This window comes from Mucilaginibacter pocheonensis, assembly GCF_031456535.1.
In the GTDB taxonomy this organism is placed as follows: domain Bacteria; phylum Bacteroidota; class Bacteroidia; order Sphingobacteriales; family Sphingobacteriaceae; genus Mucilaginibacter; species Mucilaginibacter pocheonensis.
The window spans coordinates 501920-521273 of sequence record NZ_JAVDUU010000001.1; the positions used below are offsets into that span (position 1 = coordinate 501920).

General features: G+C 41.8%; 19 protein-coding genes and 1 pseudogene. 4 read left to right on the top strand and 16 right to left on the bottom strand.

Going from position 1 to position 19354, the window contains the following annotated elements:
* Window positions 1–18: 18 nt before the first annotated feature.
* From J2W55_RS02130 to J2W55_RS02150, 5 genes are all read right to left on the bottom strand, one after another.
* Complete coding sequence (locus tag J2W55_RS02130) at window positions 19–573, bottom strand: RNA polymerase sigma factor (protein ID WP_310091414.1); 555 nt, start codon at window positions 571–573, stop codon at window positions 19–21.
* Window positions 574–758: 185 nt separating this feature from the next.
* Complete coding sequence (bcp, locus tag J2W55_RS02135; protein WP_310091415.1) at window positions 759–1220, bottom strand: thioredoxin-dependent thiol peroxidase; 462 nt, start codon at window positions 1218–1220, stop codon at window positions 759–761.
* A gap of 32 nt (window positions 1221–1252) precedes the next feature.
* A complete protein-coding gene (locus tag J2W55_RS02140; RefSeq protein WP_310091418.1) occupies window positions 1253–2962 on the bottom strand; it encodes a M23 family metallopeptidase in 1710 nt (569 codons plus the stop codon).
* A 3-nt stretch (window positions 2963–2965) separates the two neighbouring features.
* Window positions 2966–3577: a fumarylacetoacetate hydrolase family protein gene (locus J2W55_RS02145; RefSeq protein ID WP_310091420.1), complete on the bottom strand. Its 612-nt coding sequence runs from the start codon at window positions 3575–3577 to the stop codon at window positions 2966–2968.
* 101 nt (window positions 3578–3678) lie between these two features.
* A complete protein-coding gene (locus tag J2W55_RS02150; protein ID WP_310091422.1) occupies window positions 3679–4200 on the bottom strand; it encodes a T9SS type A sorting domain-containing protein in 522 nt (173 codons plus the stop codon).
* A 194-nt stretch (window positions 4201–4394) separates the two neighbouring features.
* On the opposite strand from J2W55_RS02150, the gene J2W55_RS02155 reads away from it, so the two are divergent.
* Together J2W55_RS02155 and J2W55_RS02160 are read left to right on the top strand one after the other, a co-directional pair.
* Window positions 4395–6344 (top strand): KUP/HAK/KT family potassium transporter, encoded by a 1950-nt coding sequence (locus J2W55_RS02155; protein ID WP_310091424.1) that lies wholly within the window; start codon window positions 4395–4397, stop codon window positions 6342–6344.
* Window positions 6345–6471: 127 nt separating this feature from the next.
* Window positions 6472–7092, top strand: coding sequence for a phosphatase PAP2 family protein (locus J2W55_RS02160; protein WP_310091426.1), 621 nt, complete (start codon window positions 6472–6474; stop codon window positions 7090–7092).
* A 131-nt stretch (window positions 7093–7223) separates the two neighbouring features.
* Here the strand turns inward: J2W55_RS02160 and J2W55_RS02165 are convergent, their stop codons facing one another.
* Together J2W55_RS02165 and J2W55_RS02170 are read right to left on the bottom strand one after the other, a co-directional pair.
* The gene (locus tag J2W55_RS02165; protein WP_310091428.1) at window positions 7224–7637 is read right to left on the bottom strand and encodes a DUF5655 domain-containing protein; all 414 of its coding nucleotides are present in this window, start codon (window positions 7635–7637) and stop codon (window positions 7224–7226) included.
* A gap of 270 nt (window positions 7638–7907) precedes the next feature.
* On the bottom strand, window positions 7908–9839 hold the full coding sequence (locus J2W55_RS02170) for an amino acid permease (protein ID WP_310091431.1): 1932 nt from the start codon (window positions 9837–9839) through the stop codon (window positions 7908–7910).
* Window positions 9840–9919: 80 nt separating this feature from the next.
* Here J2W55_RS02170 and J2W55_RS02175 point away from each other — a divergent pair, with 80 nt between their 5' ends.
* The gene (locus J2W55_RS02175) at window positions 9920–10585 is read left to right on the top strand and encodes a phosphatase PAP2 family protein (protein ID WP_310091433.1); all 666 of its coding nucleotides are present in this window, start codon (window positions 9920–9922) and stop codon (window positions 10583–10585) included.
* Between the two features lie 104 nt (window positions 10586–10689).
* Here J2W55_RS02175 and J2W55_RS02180 read toward each other — a convergent pair whose 3' ends face one another.
* From J2W55_RS02180 to yihA, 7 genes and pseudogenes are all read right to left on the bottom strand, one after another.
* A complete protein-coding gene (locus tag J2W55_RS02180; protein ID WP_310091435.1) occupies window positions 10690–11349 on the bottom strand; it encodes a hypothetical protein in 660 nt (219 codons plus the stop codon).
* 246 nt (window positions 11350–11595) lie between these two features.
* Entirely contained in the window at window positions 11596–13299 is a 1704-nt protein-coding gene (locus J2W55_RS02185) for a M3 family oligoendopeptidase (RefSeq protein WP_310091437.1), read from the bottom strand.
* Window positions 13300–13413: 114 nt separating this feature from the next.
* The gene (locus J2W55_RS02190; RefSeq protein WP_310091438.1) at window positions 13414–14343 is read right to left on the bottom strand and encodes an NAD-dependent epimerase/dehydratase family protein; all 930 of its coding nucleotides are present in this window, start codon (window positions 14341–14343) and stop codon (window positions 13414–13416) included.
* Between the two features lie 170 nt (window positions 14344–14513).
* Window positions 14514–15119 carry a Crp/Fnr family transcriptional regulator gene (locus J2W55_RS02195; protein ID WP_310091440.1) on the bottom strand — a complete coding sequence of 202 codons (606 nt, stop codon included), beginning with the start codon at window positions 15117–15119 and terminating at the stop codon, window positions 14514–14516.
* Window positions 15107–15961 carry a UbiA-like polyprenyltransferase gene (locus J2W55_RS02200; protein ID WP_310091441.1) on the bottom strand — a complete coding sequence of 285 codons (855 nt, stop codon included), beginning with the start codon at window positions 15959–15961 and terminating at the stop codon, window positions 15107–15109. The genes J2W55_RS02195 and J2W55_RS02200 overlap by 13 nt, the downstream gene beginning before the upstream one ends.
* 8 nt (window positions 15962–15969) lie before the next feature.
* A pseudogene (locus tag J2W55_RS02205) lies at window positions 15970–16215 on the bottom strand (endonuclease domain-containing protein); the annotation flags it as partial.
* Window positions 16216–16349: 134 nt separating this feature from the next.
* The gene (yihA, locus tag J2W55_RS02210) at window positions 16350–16973 is read right to left on the bottom strand and encodes a ribosome biogenesis GTP-binding protein YihA/YsxC (protein ID WP_310091443.1); all 624 of its coding nucleotides are present in this window, start codon (window positions 16971–16973) and stop codon (window positions 16350–16352) included.
* Between the two features lie 146 nt (window positions 16974–17119).
* Between yihA and J2W55_RS02215 the strand changes: the two genes are divergently transcribed.
* A complete protein-coding gene (locus J2W55_RS02215) occupies window positions 17120–17608 on the top strand; it encodes a VOC family protein (RefSeq protein WP_310091445.1) in 489 nt (162 codons plus the stop codon).
* A gap of 150 nt (window positions 17609–17758) precedes the next feature.
* Here J2W55_RS02215 and J2W55_RS02220 read toward each other — a convergent pair whose 3' ends face one another.
* Window positions 17759–18496: a hypothetical protein gene (locus J2W55_RS02220; protein WP_310091447.1), complete on the bottom strand. Its 738-nt coding sequence runs from the start codon at window positions 18494–18496 to the stop codon at window positions 17759–17761.
* A gap of 114 nt (window positions 18497–18610) precedes the next feature.
* Entirely contained in the window at window positions 18611–19345 is a 735-nt protein-coding gene (locus tag J2W55_RS02225; protein ID WP_310091449.1) for a 3-keto-disaccharide hydrolase, read from the bottom strand.
* Window positions 19346–19354: the final 9 nt, after the last annotated feature.

Here is a 19354-nt window from a genome sequence, read left to right on the forward strand (position 1 = left end):
GTTTAATACAAATTAAAATTAATCTTTAGACAATAAAAAGGCCTCGATCTTTTTAACCGCGAGGTGAAAAGATGCCTTTAAAGCCCCTACACTGGTACCCAAAACATCAGATATCTCTTCATATTTCATATCGTCAAAATACTTCATATTGAATACCAGACGCTGTTTCTCGGGCAGGGTTAACAAGGCTTGCTGTAATTTACGCTGTGCCTGGTCGCCATTAAAATAACTTGAATCGGCCAGTGTATCAGCCAGCTCATATGCCACATCATCCAGCGGGACATTGTTTTTTTGTTTTTTCTTATTCAAAAAAGTAATGCACTCGTTAGATGCTATCCTGTACATCCAGGTGTATAGCTGCGCGTCATTTCTAAAACCCAGCAAATTTTTCCAAACCTTAATGAAAATATCCTGAACCAAGTCATCCGCGTCGTCATGATCAATAACCATACGGCGCACGTGCCAGTAAATTTTTTGCTGGTATTTTTTTAATAACAGGTTAAACGCTTCGTTACGTGTTTTTTCGTCCTGGAACTTGCTTAAAATCTCTGAATCTTCAACCTGCAACGACATTTTTTAATTTTTATAGTTAAATGCTAATTAAGCATTTTTGTTTTTCTTTAGCTAATATAATAGCCTGGTTACATTTATCTTGCCAAATGACCGGCGTAAATATACTCACATATGTGTCTTTATTCAACATTCATGCCTTAACTGCGTTTGATTTAATTATCCGCCGGTAAACTAAGGCTGTTGCTTTATTGAATAAGATCAAGCACCTGTTGCGATGAATCTTTAGTGTCAACTTTGGTAATAATGTGACTAATAACCCCGTTGCCATCAATAATAAAAGTGGTGCGCGCGGTACCCATATATTGTTTGCCGTACATGTTTTTTTCAACCCAAACGCCATAAGCTTCTACAATTTGCTTGTCGTTATCAGCTATCAGGGTAAAAGGCAGGTTATACTTGGTTTCAAATTTTTTGTGCGATTTTTCATCATCGGTGCTTACGCCAATCACTTCAAAGCCTTTGCTTAATAATGACTGGTAATTATCCCTGAAACTGCATGATTCGGCAGTACAGCCAGGGGTATCATCCTTTGGATAAAAATAAAGGATCACATTTTTTCCTTTATAGTCGCTAAGGGAAACGGTTTTACCATTCTGATCTTTCGCGGTAAAATCAGGGGCTTTATCGCCTTCTTTTAATGTTGCCATAGGTTTATTTTTTTAGTATCAAGTAGTTAGTACTATCTGTAAAAATCTGCTGTAAATTCCGAAAAATTGTTCTTGTTATCGCCAACGGTGAGTTTAAATACGTGTTTACCGGCGGCAATTTCGCCATTAAAGGTATAACTTAGTATTTTACTTTTATAATCCCATTCCATTAAAACCCATTTATTGTCAATAGTACCAATATAGCTTTTAATGCCCGACAGGTTATCGCCAATGCGAAAGTTAATACTTTTGGCAACGGCCATGTTTTTCCCGTTTTGGATATTTAAAGCACGAATAACCGGCGGCAGGGTATCTATCTTTATAAAATAATCGCCAAAGGTGGTTACTTTTGATTTTACATAGCCATCCTGGTAATAACCGCCCTGGCAGCCATTCAGCGTATTTACAATAACCGCCTTATCCGCGTACTGACCGAGGTCGGCATCGGGCTTAATCCAAAGGTCATAACTGTCATGTATAGGGGTGAGCCGGTTATGAATATGATGTACCTGCGAAAAACCTGACGCCGGCTTTGGCGATACCGCATAGGTGAAATCCAGATCGTCATATAAATTGCCGGGCATAACGGTAACCTTTACCTTATCGGTACTAAACTCACTTTTTTGATCAAAATGGAATAAAGTGCCCGCTATTTTATTAACCACCGGAATAAATTTTTCGGATTGTACCTTTAATTTTAATGAAGAGGTGTTGCCCGCCGCGTCTTTTACAACATATTCCACCTCGTGCAGCGCATTGTCATCAAAAGTAACAATACCCCGGTTAACAGACTGCGGGTAAAGCGATATATGGCTGCCCGGCAATATAAAACACTTCTGCATCCACCTGCGCGATGACGTAAACGCCGGGTAATCAATATAAGCGTTTATGGCATGGGTTTGGTCAAAGGCAAAACGCTCAGCCGCGAAGGTATACACGGTTTGTCCATCCAGTTTAAGCTCAAGCGAGTATATGCCGTTATGGTTGGCCGAAACGCTGTTCATATCAGTGGTGTTAATACCAAAGCCAATATAACCGCTCAGGTGCAGTACCTGGGGCTTTGTTAAGTGGTAATTGCCTGCTGCGCCGGTCACCGCTAAAAATTCCTTTTGTGTTTTTTCGCTGAAGGGACTGCTGTTCAAATGATAGATACCTATAGAAGTGATAGTAGGCGGCACCCTATCCGGAATGGTTAAGCCAAACAGCTGCGGGTTAATGGTTTCTTCGGTTTGGGTATCCCTTATCTCGAAATGCACATGCGGACCCGCCGATGCCCCTGCATTGCCTGATACGGCAACCACCTCGTCTTTATGAACAGGTACCTGGGTTGGGGGCAGTTTAAAGTCGGCCTCGTAGGTTTGGTGTTCATATTGGTAGGCTTTTATAATGGCTGCCACCGCTGGCGAAAAACTTTGCAAATGCCCGTAAACGGTAGTGTATCCGTTTGGGTGGGTAATATAAATGGCCCTGCCAAAGCCTCCAAACTGCACCCGCACCCTCGAGATATATCCATCGGCAGCGGCATGTACCGGGTAGCCGGTGCGCTGGTTGGTTTTAAAATCAAGCCCCGAATGAAAGTGCTGGGGTCGCAGTTCGCCAAAAGAGCCGGCCGTGCTTGGCGGCAAATCAAGCGGGTATCTGAAATAGTTTTGCGGATATGGCCGGCTTTGTATGGTTTGTGCATTGATACCCAAATTAAATACCAGGCATAATACACCTATAATCAAGCGTTTTTTAGTCATGTTTTATTTAACGTAAAAGTCAAGCAATTTTTCATCCTCCAGATAACCTTCAAGTCTGTCGCCAACTTTCACTCTTGATACCCCGGGCGGGGTACCGGTAAATATAAGATCGCCCTTTTTAAGGGTGATGTATTGTGAAACAAATGCTATGATATTTTCAAACGAGAACAACAGGTCGCGGGTATTGCCCTGCTGGCGTGTTTCGCCATTAATGTCCAGTTTAAAATTTAGTTCATAAATAGCGGCAAATTTACTTTTCGGTATAAAAGCGCTGATAGGGGCGGAGCCGTCAAATGCTTTGGCCAGCTCCCAGGGCAGGCCTTTTTCTTTATGGCGGCTTTGTATATCGCGTGCAGTAAAATCAATTCCTAAGGCAATTTCCTCGTAATAGTTTGCTGCAAATTTTTCGCTGATGTGTTTGCCTTCTTTGCTCACTTTTAAAATGATCTCAATTTCATGGTGTACATCGTCAGAAAAATCGGGGTGATAAAAAGGCTTATTGTCTTTGATTATCGCGGTTTCGGGTTTCATGAAAATCACCGGAACCGCGGGTACCGGGTTATTTAATTCTTTGGCATGTTCGGCATAGTTGCGGCCAATGGCAATTATCTTCATTTTAAATTCGTTAATGAATATTTATTCAGCGGCTCAAAAATCTAAAATAAATCTGAAATAAAAATAGATGCGGAATAGAACATCCCAAATCCGGAATCAAATTACAATACGGAGATACGCTTAATAACAGATTCGGTACCTGCTACTACCCGTACAAAGTAAAAGCCGCGGGTGAGCTTGTTATTGATAGGATAGTTGATGTTATGATCGCCTGAATCAACCCTCGACGAAAACATCGTGGTAATATCGTTACCCAGCACATCCATTATTTTTATGGTAACATTGCTATTGCGCGATATGGTATATTTTAAATTGATCTGATCGGTAACCGGGTTGGGGTACAGCTGTACATCATTAAGCAGCTTATCTTCGGGCCGCGATACACTTACCTTTACGCTTGATGTTACCGCGGGCTTTAACGGCGGCAGTACCAGGTGCAGCCCGTTTTTTAAATAAGATGTTTTTGTTGACTTACCTTTTGAAACACGCAGGTAGGTGGTATCGGTTATAAACCGGGCAGACTTAACCTCAGCCACAAAAGCAAGGTTCATGAAAATTGCCAGCGCAATTAGCACAAACCGCGTACATGTGTAAATAAAAGAGTAAGTAGTGTTTCGCCTCATTTTTAAGTCCCGATTACAAAAGTATAAATAAAGCCCTCATCAAGTAAAAAAATGATGTTTTTATAAAGTTTTTTAACAAATTTTAACAAAATCTGTCTGTTATACAGTTTAGACGTGGTTTTTCTTTATACGTTTAACGATTATTTAAGTTTAACCGAAAAAAATGATATTTTTGCAGCTTTTAAAATATAAAAGTGTCGAACCATAAAGATCTGCAAAAACTGAGCGCTGGCGGACTGCTCATCAGTTTAGGAATTATTTACGGTGATATTGGTACCTCCCCACTATACGTATTTAAGGCTATAGTTGGTCAGCAACGAATTTCAGAAACATTAATACTTGGAGGTGTCTCCCTGATTTTCTGGACGCTTACGCTGCAAACCACATTAAAATACGTGGTAATTACCTTACGTGCCGATAACAAAGGGGAGGGCGGCATTTTTTCACTATTTTCTTTAGTGCGCCGAAAGGCAAAGTGGCTTGTGGTACCCGCGGTTGTGGGTGGATGCGCTTTACTTGCCGATGGCATAATTACCCCGCCTATTACCATATCATCAGCCATTGAGGGTTTGCAGTCATATTATCCCGAATTGCCCACTGTTGAAATTGTGATGGCTATCATAACCGTCCTATTTATCATTCAGCAATTTGGCACCTCGCTGGTGGGTAAGGCCTTTGGGCCAATCATGTTCATATGGTTTACCATGATGGGTGTGCTGGGTATAACCTATATTGCTCATTCGCCGTCAATTATCAGGGCATTAAACCCTTATTACGCGTATGAATTGCTTAGTACCAGCACAAGCGGCAACGCGTTCATTGTATTGGGCGCGGTATTTTTGTGTACTACCGGGGCCGAGGCCTTATACTCAGACCTTGGCCATTGCGGTAAAGACAACATCCGTGTGAGCTGGATATATGTAAAAGCCTGCTTAATATTAAACTACCTGGGCCAGGCGGTTTGGTTACTGCAGCGTAATGGCAGCGTTATCAATTTAAATATCAATAACCCTTTTTATAAGATAATGCCTGAGTGGTTCCTGATATTTGGAATAGGTATTGCCACAGTAGCGGCTATAATTGCCAGCCAGGCGCTTATATCAGGCTCGTTTACGCTTATTGCCGAAGCAGTAAGGTTAAACCTTTGGCCAAAGGTGCGTATCAATTACCCATCTGACCAAAAAGGCCAGTTATATGTACCCAGTGTTAACTGGATACTTTGGGCAGGCTGCCTGGGAGTGGTTTTAATATTTCGCCATTCAGACAAGATGGAAGCCGCCTATGGTTTAAGTATAACCGTAGCCATGCTTATGACCACTATACTGGTCTCAAAATTTTTGCGCCGCAAAAAAGTGCCCACCTATATTATTACCGTATTTTTAATTATTTACCTCATTATTGAAGGAACTTTCCTTGCGGGTAACCTGGTTAAGTTTGTGCATGGGGGCTGGTTTACTTTATCAATTGGCTTTATACTGTTTACCGTAATGTGGACATGGCATACCGCCCGCAAGATCAGAAACCGTTACGTGAAGTTTGTTGGTATTGATGATTACTTTGATATTTTAAAGGAGTTAAGTGCCGATGAAACCGTACCCAAATACGCTTCGCAGCTGGTTTACTTAACAAGCGCCAACTTTAATTCAGAAATAGAATCAAAAATAGTTTACTCCATATTGCAAAAGCAGCCCAAGCGTGCCGATGTATATTGGCTGGTGCATGTTGACGTGGTTGATGAGCCTTATAAACGTGAGTATGAGGTGGAGTTCCTGGTGCCAAATAAAGTGATCAGGATTGACTTTAAACTGGGTTTCAGGGTTGAACAGCAAATAAACCTGTTGTTTAGAAGAGTGGTGGAAGACCTGGTTAAAAAGGGCGAGGTTGATATTACCAGTCATTATAAATCATTGAACAAGCACAAAATAGTAGGCGATTTCAGGTTTGTGGTGATCGAGAAAGTACTGTCGCGCTCGCATAGCCTGTCGTTTTATGAGCGGTTCATTATGGATTTTTATGTGCAGCTTAAAAAGGTGAGCTTATCAGAAGAGCGCGGTTTTGGCCTTGACCTGAGCTTTGTTACGGTTGAAAAAGTTCCGCTGATGCTGTCGATCCCTGAAGCCATTGAGATACACCGGGTAAATTAAATGCTGCCGAAGGAGTAAGGATACTCATTAAAAAAATCTGCTCAGTTAAAAAAATCATTAATCCTGTATTAATACAATATTACTACAGAATGTTTATTAATCTTTACTGCATTTGTAAATAAACGCAGTGAAGAAAACACTATTAACATTTTGGGCATTATTACTGTTTATTACCAGTTTATATGCCCAGGGACCTGATTTAAACATACTGAAAGGCATTAACGGACCGATTAGTCCGGGCGCCGATAAAAGCTGGAGATTTATTACCAAAAAAGCTATTTATGTGGATGCCGCTGTACCGGCGGGTTTATTGATAGCTGGTTTTGTTAACCACGACGACGACCTTAAAATAAGCGGTTTACAGGCAGGTGCATCAATACTTGTTGCTGGCGGTTCCACATTTTTACTAAAAAAGGTATTTGGGCGTACACGGCCTTATATTGCGCACCCAGACGTAATAACGGTTAAGGAATTTCCCGGGCCAACCGACGCGTCATTCCCCTCAGGCCATACTTCTTTTGCTTTTGCTGCCGCTACCTCATTGAGTTTGGCTGTGCCTAAATGGTATGTTATAGCACCTTCGTTTTTATATGCCGGCGCGGTGGGCTATTCGCGCATGTATTTGGGTGTGCACTACCCCAGCGATGTTTTAGGAGGGGCCGTTGTGGGTGTGGGATCGGCATACATTACCTGGAAGGCCCAGCAATGGCTAACGGGCAAAAAACACAAGAAAACTTATCCGGAATAGATCATTTAAACACAGATAAACACCTGATGTGTTTTTGCAATAAAATGCGGCTTTAAAGCGGCCTGTCAGTTTGAGCTTGCCCAACACTCGCGGGCGAAGGCCTCTGTACGTGGAATGGCAAATTCCTTTGCCTATTTCCCTCTTTCATAAGCCATTTTCATGTATTTTTTAACCTCATCGTTAATATCATCCTTAAAATACATTCGGAAGTGATGATTGTGATCATTAGTACCGGGCACTGTTTTTATTTTGGTAAAGCAGAGGTTATCGTCATGAATTTCATTAAAAGGAAATACAACATCAATAAAGTTTTTACCCAGCTGCGTAACGTAGGCAAAATTAACCCGCGCACCTAAAGCGATCATGCTTTTGGTAGGATATACTTTTATGGGTGCTATTTGCAGATATTCGGTTATCAGATGATCAAAAAGTTCGATGGTATGTGTTGATTTCCCCTGCAGAAAATCGGCCAGGTCACGCTCCCGGCAGGAGTGAACCTGGTTGTTTATTGAAAACTCACGCTGGCATACCGGGCATATCCACATAATCAACTGTTTATTGTTTGGTAATTAAAGATAAAGAAATATTATTGCTGAGTTCGCTTTGGATATAACCGCTTTTTAGAAAAAAATCGTTGTGCTGAACCTATTGCTACCGCTATTCAAGAGGCGTTTGCCTTCATCGAAAAAAGAGAACAAGTTCTGCATGAATTCATTGTTTAATAAAAGAATCCTTTGACCTCCTTAGCTTCGGCCGCCAATTTTACACCTTATTTTCCCTTAAAGGCTGCTCATTACAACCCCGGCTCACCCAACTTACGCTGTTTCGGCTTCGCGGCCCAGTACGCTGTTTTTATAGCTGTAGGTAAAATAAATAACCAGTCCTATAACCAGCCATATTAAAAAACGCAGCCAGTTGGTGTAGCCAAGCTCTGTCATCAAATAAAAACAGCTCATGAGCCCTAAAACTGGTATCAGCGAGAAATTCTTGATAAAGCTATAGATGCTGATAATGATGATGAGGATAAAGAACAGGTAATTAGGGAAGTTGTACAGGAAACCATCAAGGCCCAGGTGATATTTTTTAGCTTCATTGATGGAGCCTGTAGCCCTTAACGCGGTGTTGAATTTATCTTCTTCCAGCTCCTTGAAATATTTGGCGGCATCGGCATTGCTTATGGTTTGTTTGCCAAAAAAAGTATTGCAGGTATTTAACAGCGCCGCGTTATCGGCAGCATCCAAACTTTCAATGATCTCTGTTTTATCTTTTATCTTTTTAAACTGCATCATTTCAACCTGCGGGGCGGGTTTAAAGTAAATGCACGAGCCCAAAATAATAAAGGTAATGATGGGAATGATTATCTTACCGTTCACATATGGCAAATGAAACTTACCCTGCTGGGCAGCTTCGCGCGGAAGCAGGAGTACACCGCCGCATACCAGCACAAATGCAAACAGGGTGCCTATACTGGTTAGGTCGGTAACTTCGGTAAGGTTCATGAATAATGCCGGTACTGCCACCACAAAACCGGTAACAACAGTGGCAAAGGCCGGAGTGTGAAATTTGGGATGTATGCGCGAGAAAGCCTTTGGCAGCAAGCCATCGCGGCTCATGCTCATCCATATGCGGGGCTGGCCCAGCTGGAATATCAGTAAAACGCTTGCCGTTGCAATAACCGCGCTTATTGATATCACATAGCTGATGTTGTGTAACCCTACTTTTGCAAATACAAATGCCAGCGGATCGCCAACCTGCAGGTCTTTATAGCTTACCATGCCGGTGAGCACAAGGGCTATCAGAATGTAAAGCACGGTGCATATGATCAATGAATAGATCATGCCGCGCGGCAGGTCGCGCTGTGGTCTTTCGCACTCTTCGGCCGTGGTTGATATGGCATCAAAGCCTATATAAGCAAAAAACACGCCCGATACGCCTTTCATTACCCCGCTAAAGCCGTTAGGCATAAACGGGTGCCAGTTGGCCGGTGTTACGTAAAAAAAGCCGATAACAATAACGGCTATAACAATTACTATTTTTAAAACAACCATAGCGTTGGTTGCCTTTTTTGTTTCGCGGATACCTATATAAACCAGGTAAGTGATAATAAAAACGATACCCAAAGCTGGCAGGTTAGCTATCAGCTTAAGGTCGCCAAAGCCCGGCGCGCTGTTCCAGGCCAGCGCTGCTGCCTTTACCCGGTCGCTGATGTCGGCCAGGTTATTACCGGCCGCCAGTACCTGCTCATGCCCGCGCAATGCCGAAACATAATCCATAGTGAGGTACTTGGGCAGGTGGATATTAAAGCCTTCGAGCAGGTTAACAAAATATTCGCTCCAGGATATGGCTACGGCAATATTACCTATGGCGTATTCCATTAAAAGGTCCCAGCCTATGATCCAGGCGATAAGCTCGCCAAACGAGGCATAGGCATAGGTATAAGCGCTGCCTGCAACCGGTATGCGCGACGCGAATTCGGCATAACAAAGTGCCGAAAACCCGCAGGTAATAGCTGTAACGATAAATAAAATAGAAACCGCGGGACCGCCATGAAATGAAGCCTCGCCAATGGTTGAAAATATGCCTGCGCCTACAACGGCGGCTATGCCCATCAGGGTGAGGTCCTTAACGTTTAATTCTTTTTTGAGTTGAGATGTTGCTGTTCCGGGGTGCTCACTGTCACTAAATCCACAATCAACATCATTTAATATTTTGGCTACAGACTTTTTACGAAATATGCTTTTCGACATTTAATTCAATTAATTAGTTCAACTCAAATTCAAACATAATCATTTTTTTGCTTTGAATCAGTATATGCTTATTTTGCGCCATGAAGATAGGACTAAAAGATGTTTTATACAGGATAAGCCCGTTTTTTATACTCTATCTGCTGTTGCTTTGCTCGTGTTTGATCATTAAATTTCTGTACAGCCGCGAAACTATATATTACGCCGTAAACGCGCTGAACAGTTCATGGGCCGACGCCATAATGCCATACATCACTGATATTGGCGAGGGGCTTACAGTGATTATTTTAGCGGCTATAATAGCTTTGTTCAATTACCGCAATGCTTTTTTGCTGGCAACAAGTTATGCTGTAACCAGTATTGTGGCCCAGGTATTAAAACACATTTTTGATGCCCCCCGACCAAAATTATATTTTAGCCACGACCTTAGCCATATTCATTTTGTAAAGGGGCTCCAGGTATGGAGCGTGCACAGTTTTCCTTCGGGGCATTCCGTTACGGCGTTTTCGGCGGCTGTGGTTATCACTTATTTATGTAAAAATAAGAACTGGGGCATAGCGGCCTTGCTGGTGGCCATGTTGGTTGGCTACTCCCGAATGTATTTAAGTCAGCATTTTTTTGAGGATGTAATAGCCGGATCGGTGATTGGTGTAATCGTTACAGTACTGTGGTTAAGCTGGCTTGACAGTAAACAATTTATACATACCGCTAAGTGGAACACCGGGTTAATTACCACGCTGAAGAAATAGTTGTGATAATAAAAAAGTCGCGGTTAGCAATTACTAACCGCGACTTTTTTATTGCATCGCTTTTTTCAAAAAAACAAGCGATTTAGGGTCTGAAATTTGTTAAATTAAGCATTTTGTCGCCTTTTTTTGCGCATAATCATGATGATAATGATCACTATAATGAGCGGCCCGCCAAAAATGCCAACCTTTGCCGGTGTTGATAAACCCTTGGCGTTTGAGATATACTGGTCGTTCCGTTTTAGGTCGGGCGCCAGTTTAATTGAACTGGTAAAAGCCTTCAGCTCGTCTTTAACCAGGTCTTTACGCTGTTCTTCATAATAATATTGAAAAGTGTAAGTGGCATCCTGAGTATATAACAATATAAATTGCCTTAGTTGTACAGGATCGCCGGTTGAGCCGCTGTTATCAACCCTAAGGGTAAATACTTTGCCCTCCAGTTTACCGATCAGCGTGTCGCGCGGGTTCATGACACTGCCATTGCCCGATTGTTTTTGAATGCCTTCTATGTAGGTTTTTAATACGTTATTAAGGTCTTTTTCTTTTTTTAAGGGGGCGTTGTTGCTTGCGTTTTGGGCCCGTATTACGATCATAAACCCAAATGCGCCATTCCCCGAATATATTTGCTGGCCTAAAGTATCCTTCTTCTGAAAGTTTGCAGGTAACGATACGGTAACCAAACTATCTAATTTTACCGGCTTAAGCTTTTGACCAAAGACTGTAACGGTAAACAACAGGAGTGTTAAACTTAAAATGATCTTTTTCATAGATGTTTAAACCTGTGAAAGCGCAATTAGTTTTAGCCAACGGCTGATATTTGATCTTTTGATATTCCTATGGTGTTGATAGTCAGCATAGTTTAGGTGATTTAAAAATCTGTATGTGCTTATGAAAGATGTTCGTAAGTGTTCGCCCGATGTGTTTGGCAATCAAAAAAGCAGACATCTAAACAGGGGTGTAAACCAAAAGAGCCACCTTTTAGGGCAGCTCTTTTGCATTCCGTTCATTAAGCCTTAGCTTATCTTATCCATTTCGGCTTTAACAAATGCTGCGAGTTCCTTTACGTAAGCAGCGCTGAAATCAAATTTAATGCCCGCTGTTTCATAAATATCTTTAATAGTTTTGGTATAGCCCAGCTTTAATGCGTTAAGATACTGCTGTAAGCCTTTTTCGGGGTTTTCTTTATAGTTTTTCCAAACGGCTATAGCGCCCAACTGAGCCATGCCATACTCTATATAGTAAAAGGGAACCTCAAAAATATGCAACTGCTTTTGCCACAGGTTGGCCTCGGCTTCCGGGTGTTCACTCCAGTCAACAAAACCGGCTCCAAAGGGCTCGTATATCTGTATCCAGGCCTCTCTGCGTTCGGCATCAGTATGGTCAGGGTTGGTATATATCCAATGCTGAAACTGATCCACCACGGCTACCCAGGGCAGTGTTTTTAACACATCAAACAGCTGGTCGCGTTTGGCACGTTTAAGGTCTTCCTCGTTATCAAAAAATACATCCCACTTATCCATAGAGATCAATTCCATCGACATGGAGGCCAGCTCTGCAACTTCCGAGGGGCAATGTTTAAAATCGTTCAGCTCCAGGTCGGCAGTAAGGAAGGTATGTACCGCGTGCCCTCCTTCGTGTACCATAGTGGTCAGGTCGCGGAAGGTATTGGCCGAGTTCATGAAAATGAACGGCGCCCCGGTTTCAGACAGAGGATAGTTATATCCGCCGGGTGCTTTACCTTTTCGGCTCTCCACATCAAACAGGCCGTTATCCTTCATGATCTCCAGGCGTTCGCCCAAATAGCGATTGATGTTGCTAAAACACTGTATAGACTTTTCTATCAGTTCATTTCCATTATTAAATGGTTTCAGGGCCGGTTTGCCCGATATGTCAACATCCATATCCCAGGGCTTCAATACAGGCAGGGCAAGTGCCTCTTTGCGTTTTTCGGCCTGTTCGCGCAAGATGGGTACAATTTCGGTTTCAATAGCCGCGTGGAACGCGTAACAATCCTGCGGGGTATAATCAAAACGGCCCAGCGCCTGGAACATATAATCCCTGAAGTTTTCAAACTCGGCGTTTAGGGCTACCGTGTGCCTTAATTTACGCAGATGATCAAATAACTGATCAAGCTGGTCTTTGTCCTGCAAGCGGCGGTTGGTTATCTTTTCCCAAACCTCCTGGCGTTTTGCGCGGTCGGTACCTTTTAAAAACACCGAAGCTTGCTCTAAAGTAAACTCCTTATCGTCAATATTCACAGACATGGCGCCGGTGACAGACTGGTATTTTTGCTGCTCAACCTGTATCTGGGTTTGTACCGGGATATTCTCCTCCCTAAACAGTTCAAGCGCTTTTTTAACGGCACGTAAAAAGATAAAATATTTTTCGCCGTCGAGCTTATCAACATATTCGCTGGCTACCAGTTTTTTATTCAAATCATTACCGTAAGGGGCAATTTTAGGTTCAATTTCGGTAGCAAAATATTGAAAGCTTTGCAACAGTTCTTCGCTGGCCGTATCGCAGGTCATACGGATATAACGCCAGGCGAAATCCTCCTCTAAAGCGGCCTCGAGCTCACTTTTATCATGCAGCCATTTTTCCAGTTCTTCAACTGAATTAATGGGGCGGTTAAGCAGTTCTTTATAAATAGGTTCGAGGTTTTCCCATTTAATATCAAGTGTTGCCGGAATGTATGTTCTTGTTTTTTTGTGGATCATAATTGTTGATATTCAAATTACAGATTTGCAAATATGCAGATTAGTAAGGAAGTTTTTTTGGTCCAAAAGTCAAGAAACGCGGCACTTTTTTGCAGTTTTTAACACTTTTTGTTCCTAAACAGGCTTATAAAACGTTTGTGACATATGCTTTATGCCATCCGCATAGCTGGTGGGTTTAAAATTAAAAGCCTTTTCAAATTTGCTGCTGTCAAAAATGTAATCATGATCAAACTGGTAATACATTTCTACAGCGCCCTTGATCACTTTGTTGAACAGGCCAAAAATCCAAAGCATGAATTTACGGATGCGCATGTATTTTGGTTTAACCTGGTATGCGCTTGCCGCAATATCAAGAAACTGCCTGCCGGTTATAGCAGGGGCCGTGGGCAGGTGCCATATCTGATTGTCGCTATCCGGATTTTGACCGAGCAGGAACATAGCCTTGCCGGCATCAGGAATGTAGATATAATTGTGTTTTTTATCAGGATTGCCAATCCATTGTGCCGGTTTCTTTTTAGCATAATTACTTAACACCATCATATCAACAAAGCTGTTGGTAGAGCTGGTACCATAAAAATCAGGAGCCCGGGCAATAGTCGCCCTGATGTTTCCGGCCTTTACTTCATCCATCAGCATGCTGGCAATACCCGCGCGTATGCCGCCTTTGATGCTGCTCGGTTTATAGGGCGTATTTTCAGTCATGGCGCCGTTGACCAGACCGTACATGTAAACGTTATCAAAAAATATCAAACGGGCACCGGTTACTTTAGTTACGTTTATCACATTCTTCATAATGACAGGCCACTGCTGTTTCCATATAACGGCATCGTAAACCAATCCGGCAACAAGATAAATGACCGTTGCCCCTGTGGCTGCTGATAAAACTTCATCGTAATTTAACAGGTCGGCTTTTTGCCAGGTTACATTTGCTGCTGTTACCTGTACAGGTTTGCGGCTTACTAATCGTACGGTTTCGTTATTACTTATTAATTCCTGGGTGAGCGCGTTGGCCACCGGGCCGCCAGCTCCTAATATAGTATGCATATTGTTTTCGTTTTTGTGTATAGCAAAGGTATGTGCCCTTTGTAAATCAAAACGTTAACAAAAGATAAGAAAAATACATCATCCCCGCTGTCTCCAAAGGAGCAGGAGGTACAACCCGATAAGGCAACAAAAGGACTAAAGCACCGTGCTTTGGAAAGGCTTTGGGTGAGTTATGCGCTTATTCTCATGATCCTGCGACGGATGCGGGATAGGGAAACGGGGGTTATCCCTAAAAAATTGGCGATATAATGCTGGGGAATGCGCTGTAAAACTTCACCGCCAGTTTCCAGCAATTTATTGTACCGTTCTTCGGGAGTTTGAGTAATGAACGATGTAACACGGTCTTCATAGCAGATGAGGTAATGTTCAGCTATCAGCCGGCCAAATCGTTCCATTTTCTTTCCAATCAGTTCATCACCATAAATTTGCTGCACAGCATTGTAGTTTAAGCTTACAAACCGGGTATCTTCTAAAGTTTGTATATAACTGGTGCTGGGCTTACGAGTTAAAAAACTTTTGTATGAACTTGTAAACTCGTTTTCGAAACAAAAATAACCGGTAATTTCTTCACCATCTTTTACATGGAAAAGCCTGACAGATCCTTTTACAATAAGCGCTATATGGTTACATATTTTGCCCGGCTCTATAAAATTTTCCTTTTTTTTAAGGGTGCTTATTTCTAAATGGGGTAACAAAGCTTGCCATTCCGCGTCATCAAGCGAAACAAATGTTTTCGCGTGTTCACGGAATTTGTTAAGCGCGGTTAATGTATCCATACTCTGTCCAGCAAAAACAAAACAGCAAACACTACACTGGCAATACCATTTGTGGTCATGAAGGCGAAGTTTACCCGGCTCAGATCGTTAGGTTTTACCAGCAGATGCTGATAAATGAGCATGGTGCAAAAAAATAGTATGCCTATGTAATACAGAAAGCCCACATGTGTAGAAAATGCCGGCATTATAATAAACAGCGCCGAAAGCACATGCAGAAAAGTAGATAACCGCAAAGCATTTACTTTGCCTAAATAAGCAGGTATCGAATGCAGTTTCATATCGCGGTCAAAGTCTTCATCCTGCAAGGCATAAATAATGTCAAAGCCGCTTACCCAGCATAAAACCGAAAGTGAGAAAAATAAAGGGGTTAAATTAAAAGCACCTGTTACAACAAGGTAAGCGCCGATGGGGGCAAGGGACAGCCCTAACCCTAAAACAAGGTGGCAAAGTGCCGTAAAGCGTTTTGTGGCGCTGTAACCCATTACCACAAATAAAGCAACCGGCGACAGGTAAAAGCATAAGGGGTTAATAAACCAGGTTGCCACAATAAACAATGCACAATTGATGAGTGTAAAAGTTAAAGCTGCCGAAGCGCTGATACGGCCCGAGGGAATATCGCGCTGTTTGGTGCGTGGGTTTTGCGCATCAATGTCCCTGTCCAGATAGCGGTTAAAGGCCATGGCCGAGTTGCGGGCAAACACCATACATAGCACCATTAAAATCAGTTTAAGCCAATCAAAATGGTTTTGTGTTGTAGTAATTGCCAAAAAAAAGCCGATAAAAGCAAACGGCATGGCAAAAATGGTATGTGCAAATGTTACTAATGAAAGGTATTTTTTCATAACAAATATCAGTTCCCCTCCTGAAAGGGGTGAGAGGTGTGTTCTATAATATGTTTTTCAATCGTTCTTAAAATGTTAACGATATCTTTTCTTATTTCATTTTCTCTAAAACGAACCACAGTTAAATTATGCTTTGCAAGTTCCTGATCTCTTAATTGATCAACTTTAACCGTTTCGTCGTGATTATGGTGATGTCCATCTATTTCGATCACCAAATTTAATTCACTACAACAAAAATCTACAATATAATTTAATAAGGGTTTTGTCGATGGAAATCACGTTCAAAGAACTGTTAGTTTTTGGGGTTGTATGGTATGATATTGCATGGCAAAAGCCTTACCAATTATATTAATGCCTGCATGATTAATAACACACCCCTTCCTTCGCGCTATTCACCGGAACTATAAGCGGGTATTACAAAATGCTTATTTATATTGTCAATAAAAGCCAAAATCTCTTCGCGGCCTAACTGTGTTTCTGATGAGGTAACAAAATATTGTGGAGCTTCCTCAAAAGTAGTTAACAGGGCCTTTTTAAATTTGGCGATGTTTTGGTCTGTTTTTATGCTTGATTGTTTATCAGCCTTGGTAAATACAAGCACGAACGACAGCCCCTTTTCGCCTAACCAGTTGCAAAATTCCAGGTCGATCTTTTGGGGCTCCAGCCTGCTGTCAATCAATACCATTACGCATTGCAAGCTTTCCCGTTTGTCCAGGTAGGTATGTATGAATTTATCCCATTTGGCTTTCTCTGTTTTAGAGGCCCGGGCATATCCATAGCCGGGTAAATCAACAATATACCAGCTTTCATTAATATAAAAATGATTAATAAGCTGAGTTTTACCCGGTGTTTGTGATGTTTTGGCCAGCCCTTTTTTTGCGGTAAGCATATTGATAAGAGATGACTTGCCCACATTTGAGCGCCCTATAAAAGCATACTCCGGTTTTACCGGTGGCGGCAATTTAGAAATTTGGGTGTTGCTGCAAATAAATTCGGCCGATTTAACAATCATGCTGCAAAGGTAGTATTTTTAGTTGTGCGTTGATGAGCTTTAAAGTTGATTGGATTTGTATGGCAATGACACTCATGCTTGTTTACAATAAACCAACAAATAATAGTACAATTATAAATAAATTTGATGTTTAAACATGTAAAATAATGAACGAATATAAAATACCGGCTCAAACGCGTATTGGCCATGTGCATTTAAAGGTAAGCGACCTGCAGCGCTCGCTTGATTTTTACTGTGGTTTACTGGGTTTTGAGAAGGTAGTAATGTATGGCGATCAGGCAGCTTTTATATCAGCCGGCGGTTATCATCACCATATTGGCTTAAATACCTGGCAAAGTAAAGGCGCGCCGCCTGCTCCTGAATATGCGCCGGGATTGTTCCACACCGCTATTTTGTATCCGGAGCGAAAAGATTTGGCGGTAGCGTTGCAGCGATTAATAGATGCCAATTACCAGATAACCGGTGCATCAGATCATGGTGTGTCGGAAGCTATATATCTCAACGACCCTGATGAAAACGGCGTAGAACTGTACTGGGACCGGCCTAAAGAGCAGTGGCCAACTGATGCCAACGGAGAGTTAATCATGTACACAAGAAGGCTGGATATTGAAGGGTTGTTGGGATTGTTGAAGTAATTGATCGGAGAAACATTATTGCGAGGTACGAAGCAATCTATATGCTGTACAGAGCGGATGACAATGTATAAAACACCATAGCCGACCTGCCTGCGTAGAGATTGCAATTACGTACTTTTAGTTATCCATTAAAGTTCCCTCAAAACCTTATTATTTTGTAGCTATATTTTTTTGATTATAGTCTTTAATTGCTGCCACTATTGATTCCCATTGGATAGGCATGTAAGCCGCTTTTTTCGCCATGCTCATCATTCTTGCAGCCAGCCCTTTTTTAGCAGAAATAGGTTCATTACCATATGCGCCTTTTTGATATTTCTCTAACACCTCCGGTGTGTCTTCAAAATATTTTTGAAGATCATAGTCAAAAACGTTTCTGTATTTTTCATCGCTACCTTTTTGAGCTAACAGTTTCCAATGTTTGATCTTTTCATCATGATCTTTTTTGATTTGCTCCTCTATAGTAGCACCACCTAAACTTACAAATGTATCTTGCGGATAGGGATAAAACCGATAAGCATTGATTCTGCCTAAAGCCAATATTTCCATCATTTGGTTATTTGATCCAAGGCTTTTTGTTTGTAAATTTTCCATATCAACGTAATGGATCTTTGTGAAGGTCCGATCGCCAATTTTGTAATATTTAAGCTCGTCGGCTTTGTATTTTTTGGCTTTTATGTCTTTATTGGGATTTGTGGCAACTGCAGCAGAATCTTTAAGGTAAATAAAAAGCTGATTAAACCAGGGGTCTTTATCATATATAGAAATGAGCCCGCTTATGCGGGTTCCATCATTCAAAATCGCAAAGCCGGGTTGGTAACTATCTTGAGCTTTTACATTAAAAACAAACAGAACAAATAAACTAATAAGGATCAGGCATTTTTTTTTCATAATAAAGGTTTAGGTTATGTTTAGTCGCGAAGATACAGTTTAAAAGAAAGCGGACATAATCCGCTTTCTTTTTGATTAGGGAAGTGGAAAAATAATAACATTCCTGTTGTTATCTTACAGTTCCCTTATCTTAATATCTTTAAAATAAGCTTTATGACCATGATCCTGCAAGGCTATCAGGCCGGTTTTTGCATTGCCATAATCCGGGTGGTCTTTCCATTTGCCCTCGGCTTTTTTCTTTTTCCAATCATCGGTCCATGCTTCAAATTCAACAATTTTGGCGCCGTTTAGCCAATGCTCCACATGCCCGTTGTTAAATATGATCTTGCTCGTGTTCCATTGACCAACCGGCATTAATTTCTTTTTTTCGTTGGGCAGGTACATAGCATAGTCGCAGCCGGTTTTCTGCCATTCTTCCAGTTTATCGGGCCAGCCATAGTCGTCAATAATCTGGTACTCCGGACCGGTTTCATAAGTTGCCGGGTATTTGGCATCTTCAATTACATGGTACAATACACCACTGTTACTGCCTTTGTCAATTTTCCATTGCCATGAAAGTTCAAAATTGGTATAGGCTTTATCGGTAACAATGTCACCACCCGTATCGCCCTGTGCAGCTCCCAGGCACACCAGCGCGCCATCAACAATGGTCCAGTTTTTTACCGGTCCTGTTTTATTAAAGCTGTGCCAGCCTTTTAGAGTTTTACCATCAAACAAATTTACCCAGCCGCCTTTTGCTGCTGTTTTTTTTACCAGTACCGGTTCATTTGCCGGAATACCCGAAGTTTGTACACAAACGAGGCCGACCGCGGCCAATATCAAACCAATTTTTTTAAGTTGATGCTTCATATGATGAGG

Excerpts from the sequence above, each read along its gene's own strand:
- J2W55_RS02130 (WP_310091414.1), bottom strand. The coding sequence starts at position 573 with ATGTCGTTGCAGGTTGAAGATTCAGAGATTTTAAGCAAGTTCCAGGAC.
- bcp (WP_310091415.1), bottom strand. The coding sequence starts at position 1,220 with ATGGCAACATTAAAAGAAGGCGATAAAGCCCCTGATTTTACCGCGAAA.
- J2W55_RS02140 (WP_310091418.1), bottom strand. The coding sequence starts at position 2,962 with ATGACTAAAAAACGCTTGATTATAGGTGTATTATGCCTGGTATTTAAT.
- J2W55_RS02145 (WP_310091420.1), bottom strand. The coding sequence starts at position 3,577 with ATGAAGATAATTGCCATTGGCCGCAACTATGCCGAACATGCCAAAGAA.
- J2W55_RS02150 (WP_310091422.1), bottom strand. The coding sequence starts at position 4,200 with ATGAGGCGAAACACTACTTACTCTTTTATTTACACATGTACGCGGTTT.
- J2W55_RS02165 (WP_310091428.1), bottom strand. The coding sequence starts at position 7,637 with ATGTGGATATGCCCGGTATGCCAGCGTGAGTTTTCAATAAACAACCAG.
- J2W55_RS02170 (WP_310091431.1), bottom strand. The coding sequence starts at position 9,839 with ATGTCGAAAAGCATATTTCGTAAAAAGTCTGTAGCCAAAATATTAAAT.
- J2W55_RS02175 (WP_310091433.1), top strand. The coding sequence starts at position 9,920 with ATGAAGATAGGACTAAAAGATGTTTTATACAGGATAAGCCCGTTTTTT.
- J2W55_RS02180 (WP_310091435.1), bottom strand. The coding sequence starts at position 11,349 with ATGAAAAAGATCATTTTAAGTTTAACACTCCTGTTGTTTACCGTTACA.
- J2W55_RS02185 (WP_310091437.1), bottom strand. The coding sequence starts at position 13,299 with ATGATCCACAAAAAAACAAGAACATACATTCCGGCAACACTTGATATT.
- J2W55_RS02190 (WP_310091438.1), bottom strand. The coding sequence starts at position 14,343 with ATGCATACTATATTAGGAGCTGGCGGCCCGGTGGCCAACGCGCTCACC.
- J2W55_RS02195 (WP_310091440.1), bottom strand. The coding sequence starts at position 15,119 with ATGGATACATTAACCGCGCTTAACAAATTCCGTGAACACGCGAAAACA.
- J2W55_RS02200 (WP_310091441.1), bottom strand. The coding sequence starts at position 15,961 with ATGAAAAAATACCTTTCATTAGTAACATTTGCACATACCATTTTTGCC.
- yihA (WP_310091443.1), bottom strand. The coding sequence starts at position 16,973 with ATGATTGTTAAATCGGCCGAATTTATTTGCAGCAACACCCAAATTTCT.
- J2W55_RS02215 (WP_310091445.1), top strand. The coding sequence starts at position 17,120 with ATGAACGAATATAAAATACCGGCTCAAACGCGTATTGGCCATGTGCAT.
- J2W55_RS02220 (WP_310091447.1), bottom strand. The coding sequence starts at position 18,496 with ATGAAAAAAAAATGCCTGATCCTTATTAGTTTATTTGTTCTGTTTGTT.
- J2W55_RS02225 (WP_310091449.1), bottom strand. The coding sequence starts at position 19,345 with ATGAAGCATCAACTTAAAAAAATTGGTTTGATATTGGCCGCGGTCGGC.